We start from the raw sequence: 6,360 nt of genomic DNA on the forward strand, positions 1-6,360 counted from the left end.
GAAGCCGGGTCGACTACGACCGCCTCGAGCTTCTTGCCGAGCACGCAGCCTTTCTTGTTCTGCTCGTCGATAAGGAACAGCATCGTGTCCTTGAGCGTGGTTTCGCTGATGGCCATGGTGCCGGAGAGGGAGTGGAGGATGCCGACTTTGATGGTATCCTGGGCTTTGGCGGGCGAAATTGCGGCCGCGGCCGCAAATGCCAGTCCCGCAGTGGCGGAAAGCCACAAGCGGGCATTCGGTCGCGCAACGACCGCCTTTATGGTTCTTGACATGAGCGAAGTCCCCTGATTTTGACGCGCGCTGTTTGTCCCGGCGACTTTCCTGCGCAAAGGAAGTTTTGCAAGCACCATGCCAAGGCCGAGATTTCTCCCTAAGTCTCAGGTAAATAAATATGTTTTCGGGACGGACGATGGTCTGCCTAATTCGCGGGCAGAAACCCTTGATTAAATTTTAGGCGGCCTGCTTTAGAATCTATCAGAGCTATTCTGGGGCACGAGACGCTCTCAGCGCGGCGACCGCCGCCAGATTCAGCGGCCGGAGGTTATTTTCGTCGCAATAAATTAAGACGCAGGCGACGGGCGACGAGGCCGGCCGGAAGCGGATCGTAGCGGACATTTCGCCAAATCTAACGCCGTGCTTATGCGCACATTGTGGGTGATGACGTTGGTGTGCGCGATCAACACCGCAACCAAGGTGCCCACAACGATACGTGTTTTCGCAATATAGACAGGCCCTGGAAAATATAGCTAAAGACCGGGTTCCGGAGACGGGAAGGGAAACCATCGAATGTCGCTCGCTGCAGTCGCAACCAAGCGCTTCCAGGTCGAAACGCCTGACATCGTTCGCCACGACTGGACGCGCGAGGAACTGCGGGCGCTATTCGCGCTGCCATTTCCCGAGCTTATTTTCCACGCCCAGACCCTCCACCGCGCGCATTTCGATCCATGCGAGGTGCAGGTCTCGACGCTTTTGTCGATCAAGACCGGTGGGTGCAGCGAGGATTGCGGCTACTGTTCGCAGAGCGCCCATCACGACACGGGCGTGAAGGCCGAGAAGCTGCTCAGCATTGACACGGTTCTGGCGGAGGCGAAGGCGGCCAAGGCCGGTGGCGCCAGCCGCTTTTGCATGGGCGCAGCGTGGCGAAGCCCGAAAGACCGCGATCTCGACCAGGTCTGCGCCATGGTCGAGGGCGTCAAGGCGCTCGGGCTCGAGACCTGCCTGACGCTCGGCATGTTGACCGACACGCAGGCGAAGCGTCTCAAAGGTGCCGGCCTCGATTATTACAACCACAATCTCGATACTTCGCCCGAGTATTACGGCGAGGTCATCACCACGCGGACCTATCGGGACCGGCTCGACACGCTTGATGCTGTGCGCGAGGCCGGCGTTCACGTCTGCTGCGGTGGCATCGTCGGCATGGGCGAGACGCGAGAGGATCGCGTCGGCATGATTGAGGCACTCGCCAATCTGCCGGTCCATCCGGAATCGGTACCGATCAACATGCTCGTGCGTGTCGAGGGCACGCCGCTCGCGGGCGCGAGCGGGCTCGATATGATCGAGTTTGTGCGTACCGTCGCAGTCGCCCGCATCAGCATGCCCAAATCGATGGTGCGCCTCTCGGCCGGCCGAGAGGATATGAGCGAGGAGACCCAAGCTCTGTGCTTCCTGGCCGGGGCCAACTCGATCTTCTACGGCCCACTTCTGCTCACCGCGGCCAACCCGGAGCGCGACCGAGACATGCGGCTTTTCAACAAGCTCGGTCTCAAACCCATGTCGGCGTAATTAATGCCGCGCTGTGCCTCGGTTTCCCTCGGCGGTTGCGGGCGGGCAGCTTAGCCTGCGCGACCTGGCCACCCCCCCGGGGGGTACAAGTGCATGTCATCATTTAAGCTATTGAAATATAATATTATTTCCTATTTCGCGAAAAAGAATTTCTGACCTGGCCTTTCGAGAGACGTCTCGGTCCCTAAGGTACTCGCACGCCGTTTGGCCTCACATGCCGAACGGAATTGCAACGACAACGTGACTCTGCGCGCCTGCTTCGGGCCGATACTTTGATATGGCGCAACGCAGCCGTGCCAAGTCTCGGCCAGAACTCCCACTATTAGGTCATGCCCCCATTGGATTGGCGGCAAGATGAGCGCTGCTAGTCGAGGGAGTAATCGATGAGGGGGCCAGCCGAAACGCAAGAAAACCGGCCTGTCTCTTTCCTCGACGCGTGCTTCAACTGGGGGGATATTCTCGACCTCGAGGGCGAACTCACCGACGAGGAACGAAGGGTGCGCGACATAGCGCGCAGTTATGCACAGGAGAATTTGCTCCCGCGCGTCGTCAACGCCTATCTGGAAGAGAAGGTCGATCGCGCGATCTTCAGCGAGATGGGCGAACGCGACTTGCTTGGTCTTACCCTCCCGGAACGACACGGCGGCGCAGGTGCGAGTTACGTCGCGTACGGACTTGTCGCACGCGAGCTGGGTCGCGTCGATTCAGGCTATCGCACGATGATGAGCGTGCAGTCCGCGCTCGTCATGTATCCGATTTATGCCTATGGCGACGAGCGTCAGCGGCGGACCTACCTCCCCAAACTCGCGAGCGGCGAATGGGTGGGCTGCTTCGGCCTCACCGAACGCGGTGCCGGTTCCGATCCAGCCGGCATGAAGGCGCGGGCCGAGAAGGTTCCTGGCGGATACCGGCTGAGCGGCACAAAGATCTGGATTGCGAATTCACCGATCGCCGACGTGTTCATCATCTGGGCAAAATCGACCGCGCATGGCGACGAAATCCGCGGCTTCATCCTCGACAGGAGCATGGCGGGCCTGTCCGCGACCAAGATCGGTGGCAAGCTGTCGTTGCGCACTTCCATCATCGGCGATGTAGTGATGGACGACGTCTTCGTTCCTGACCAAAACCTGCTGGCTCGCGTGTCCGGTCTGAAGGGTCCGTTCGGTTGCCTCAACCGTGCGCATTACGGCATCGCCTGGGGCGTAATAGGCGCCGCCGAGGATTGCTGGCATCGGGCGCGAAGCTACACGCTCGAGCACTGTCAATTCGGTCGCCCGCTGGCGGCAACGCAGTTGGTGCAAAGGAAGCTCGCCGATATGCAGACCGAGATCGCACTGGGCCTGCGGGGAGTGCTGCGGCTCGGCCGGCTGATGGACGAGGGCCGCGCCGCTCCCGAACTAATCTCGATGATGAAACGCAACAATTGCGGCAAAGCGCTCGATATCGCGCGCATTGCCCGTGACATTCACAGCGACAGCGGTATCGGAGCCGATTGTCACGTGACGCGGCATCTGCAAAATCTCGAGACTGTGAACACTTACGAGGGCACGCACGACATCCATGCGCTGATCCTCGGTCGCGCGCAGACGGGTATCCAAGCATTCGGCTGACCGGGCGTGTCGGCGTGTAGCCAAGGGGACAAGCATGGATAAATGGGCATTCGGTATAACGATGATGGTCGTCGGCATAGGGGGCACCTTTCTCACGCTCGCCATCCTCATCTGGTCGATTCAGCTCCTGAAAAAGCTCTTTCCGCTGTCCGCCGAGGATGGTGACAAGAGCAAGCAGTCCTAGGTGGGGGAAACAACCATGCTCGCAGAAATCCTGACCGGTCTGTCCGGCCTCACCGAGGGCGTCCAATTCCTGTTCACGCTCGGCGGTCTCAAGAACGTGGCGATGCTGCTGATCGCCGGCGTACTGCTCTATCTCGGCGTCAAGAAGGAGGTCGAGCCGCTGCTGCTGGTGCCGATCGGCTTCGGCTGCCTGCTCGCAAATATCCCGATGAGCGAGCTCATGCACCAGGGCATCGACTCGGGCGCCAGGCAGGTGTTCGACATCATCGGCGCGCCCGACGCGGCCAAGGCGCTAATGAAGGAGGACACGGGCTTCCTGCGCTTGCTCTACAATGCGGGCATCGCCAACGAGCTGTTTCCGCTGCTGATCTTCATCGGCATCGGGGCGATGACCGATTTTGGGCCGCTACTGGAGAACCCGAGAATCCTGCTGTTCGGCGCCGCCGGCCAATGCGGCATTTTCCTTACGCTGCTGCTCGCGCTTGCGCTCGGCTTTCCGTACCTGCAGGCGGTGAGCATCGCCATCATCGGGGCGTGCGACGGGCCGACCGCGATCTATGTCGCCGCGCAATACGCGCCGGAGCTCCTGGGGCCGATCTCAGTCGCCGCCTATTCCTACATGGCGCTGGTGCCGATCATCCAGCCGCCGATCATGAAGGCGCTGACGACCCACAAGGAGCGCACGACGCGCATGCCGAAGGTCGAGCGCAGCGTTTCGCCGAACGTCAAGCTGGCGTTCCCGGTCGTCGTCACCATCGTCACCGGGCTGATCGCGCCCAAGGGCCTGCCGCTGATGGGCGCCATCATGCTGGGCAATTTCATGCGCGAGGCCGGTGTGGTGGCGCGTCTCACCAAGGCGTCGGAGAACGAGATCGCCAATATCGCGACGCTGTTCCTCGGCATCGCCATCGGCGCGACCATGGGGGCGGAGGCGTTCCTCAAGCCGACCACGCTCGCCATTTTCGCGCTCGGCTTCGTCGCCATCTGCCTCGACACCGTGGTCGGCGTGCTGTTCGGCAAGCTTTGGTATCTGTTGTCCGGCGGCAAGATCAATCCGCTGATCGGCGCCGCCGGCATCTCCGCCTATCCGATGGCCGCGCGCGTCGTGCAGACGCAGGGCCAGCGCTACGACAAGCATAACTTTCTCCTGATGCACGCCATGGGCGCCAATACGGGCGGGCAGATCGGCTCGGTCGCCGCCGCCGCCGTCATGCTCTCCGTGCTCAAAGGCATGGGGCTGATCTGATCCGTGTCCCGGGCGCGGCGCGTTATGCAGGTGGTGCGCTGCAGACCCGGAACCGGAACGACATTGCCTGTGAATTGCGGGTCCCGGATCAGCGGCGCACCGTTTCACGTTGCGCTGCATCCGGAACAGGCCGCTACCCCTTGATGATGCGCGGCAGCAGTAGCTGGTGGCGCGGGCAGATCGACTGCGGGTTCTGATACACCGCCCCGGCGAACGCCTTGAGATAATTGCGCAGCGCCTTGAGGTCGACGATCTCGTCGACGAAGCCGTGCTGGGCGCAGTAGGCCGGGCGCGACGTGTCGTAGTACTTCTTCGCCATCTCGTTCATCTTGTCGGCGATCGGCTGCAGCGGCTTGCCCGCATCCTTGTCCTTGATGGCGCGCCTGGCATAGGTCGCGGCGGCGGCGGTCTCGCCATGCATGACGTAGATCTCGGTCGCCGCGGTGCCGAGCGTGAAGGCGTTGTGGCGGTTGGCGGTAGGGCCGCCCATGATGTAATGGGCGGCCGCGCTGCCCTTGCGCAGCACCACCAGCATCATCGGCACGTCGGTCTGCTGGATCGAGTAGATGAGCGACTGGCCGAGGCCGAGCAGTTCCGCCTTCTCGGCGATATCCCCGACGTCGATGCCGGTCGTGTCCTGGAACCAGATGACCGGCACCCGGTCGCGCCCGCACAGGGTGACGAACTCGTTCATCTTGATCAGGCCCTGGCGATAGAGCTTGCCGCCGATGCCCGGATAGTTGGCGTATTCGGGATAGCCCTTGGGCAGCAGGCCCTGCCGGTTGCCGATGACGCCCACCAGCATGCCGTCCATCTTGACCAGCCCGGTGTAGATCTCCGGGCCGTAATCGGGGCGGAACTCCATGTGCTCGCTGCCGTCGACCACGCGCGCGAGGATCTCGTCGAAGATGTAGGCCTCTTTCTGATTGGTCGGCAGCAGGTGGTAGAGGTCGCTCGCGGGAAGCCGCGGCTCGGCCGGCTCGGCGACGCGGAAGAACATCGGGTCGTAGGCCGGGATCGCCCGCATGTACTCCTTGATGCCGTCGAGCACGCCCTTCTCTTCGTCGTACACGTGGGTGAAGAAGCCGGTTTCTCCGTAGTGGGTATCGACGCTGCCAGGCGGGCGCTCGCGAATGTTGCGGGTGTTGGCGATCAGCTGCTCCAGCCCCTCGATGTCGAAGCCACCCTTGGGTGACATGCCCGACACGATGCCGACGCCGCCGACGGCAATGTTGGCGTCCTTGTGGGCGAGCAGGATGGTCGGGCTGATGCCCTGATAGCCGCCACCGGCCGGATTGGTGCCGTAGATGCCGGCGAGAATCGGAACGCCCGCCTGCTCGAGCTCGGCGTGGCGGAAGAAGCAGGTGCCGGAGCCGCGCCGGTCGGCGTAGAACTTCTCCTGGTCGGGCAGTTTTACGCCGCTGCAGTTGACCAGCCACACCAGCGGAATGTGCAGCCGCCTGGCAAGATTGGTCACGCGCAGAATATTGTCGGGCTGCCCGGCCACCCAGGCGCCGGCCAGCACCTTGTTGTCAAAGC

The 6,360-nt window shown here is 62.2% G+C and carries 6 protein-coding genes; 4 read left to right on the forward strand and 2 right to left on the reverse strand.

Features of this window, described 5'->3' with window-relative positions:
• Positions 1–272, reverse strand: a 272-nt coding sequence (locus tag HY852_RS09275; RefSeq protein ID WP_291604230.1) for a transporter substrate-binding protein, incomplete at its 3' end; no start/stop codon positions are given.
• A gap of 514 nt (positions 273–786) precedes the next feature.
• Here HY852_RS09275 and bioB point away from each other — a divergent pair.
• From bioB to HY852_RS09295, 4 genes are all read left to right on the forward strand, one after another.
• The gene (bioB, locus tag HY852_RS09280) at positions 787–1,782 is read left to right on the forward strand and encodes a biotin synthase BioB (protein WP_291604232.1); all 996 of its coding nucleotides are present in this window, start codon (positions 787–789) and stop codon (positions 1,780–1,782) included.
• A 383-nt stretch (positions 1,783–2,165) separates the two neighbouring features.
• Complete coding sequence (locus tag HY852_RS09285; RefSeq protein ID WP_291604234.1) at positions 2,166–3,392, forward strand: acyl-CoA dehydrogenase; 1,227 nt, start codon at positions 2,166–2,168, stop codon at positions 3,390–3,392.
• A gap of 34 nt (positions 3,393–3,426) precedes the next feature.
• The gene (locus HY852_RS09290) at positions 3,427–3,576 is read left to right on the forward strand and encodes an OadG family protein (RefSeq protein ID WP_291604237.1); all 150 of its coding nucleotides are present in this window, start codon (positions 3,427–3,429) and stop codon (positions 3,574–3,576) included.
• Positions 3,577–3,591: 15 nt separating this feature from the next.
• Positions 3,592–4,821, forward strand: coding sequence for a sodium ion-translocating decarboxylase subunit beta (locus HY852_RS09295; protein WP_291604239.1), 1,230 nt, complete (start codon positions 3,592–3,594; stop codon positions 4,819–4,821).
• 133 nt (positions 4,822–4,954) lie between these two features.
• On the opposite strand, the gene HY852_RS09300 is transcribed toward HY852_RS09295, so the two are convergent.
• Positions 4,955–6,360 (reverse strand): carboxyl transferase domain-containing protein (locus HY852_RS09300; protein WP_291604241.1); only part of this gene is annotated, 1,406 nt, incomplete at its 5' end.

This window comes from Bradyrhizobium sp., from assembly GCF_016213215.1.
Classification (GTDB): Bacteria; Pseudomonadota; Alphaproteobacteria; order Rhizobiales; family Xanthobacteraceae; genus Bradyrhizobium.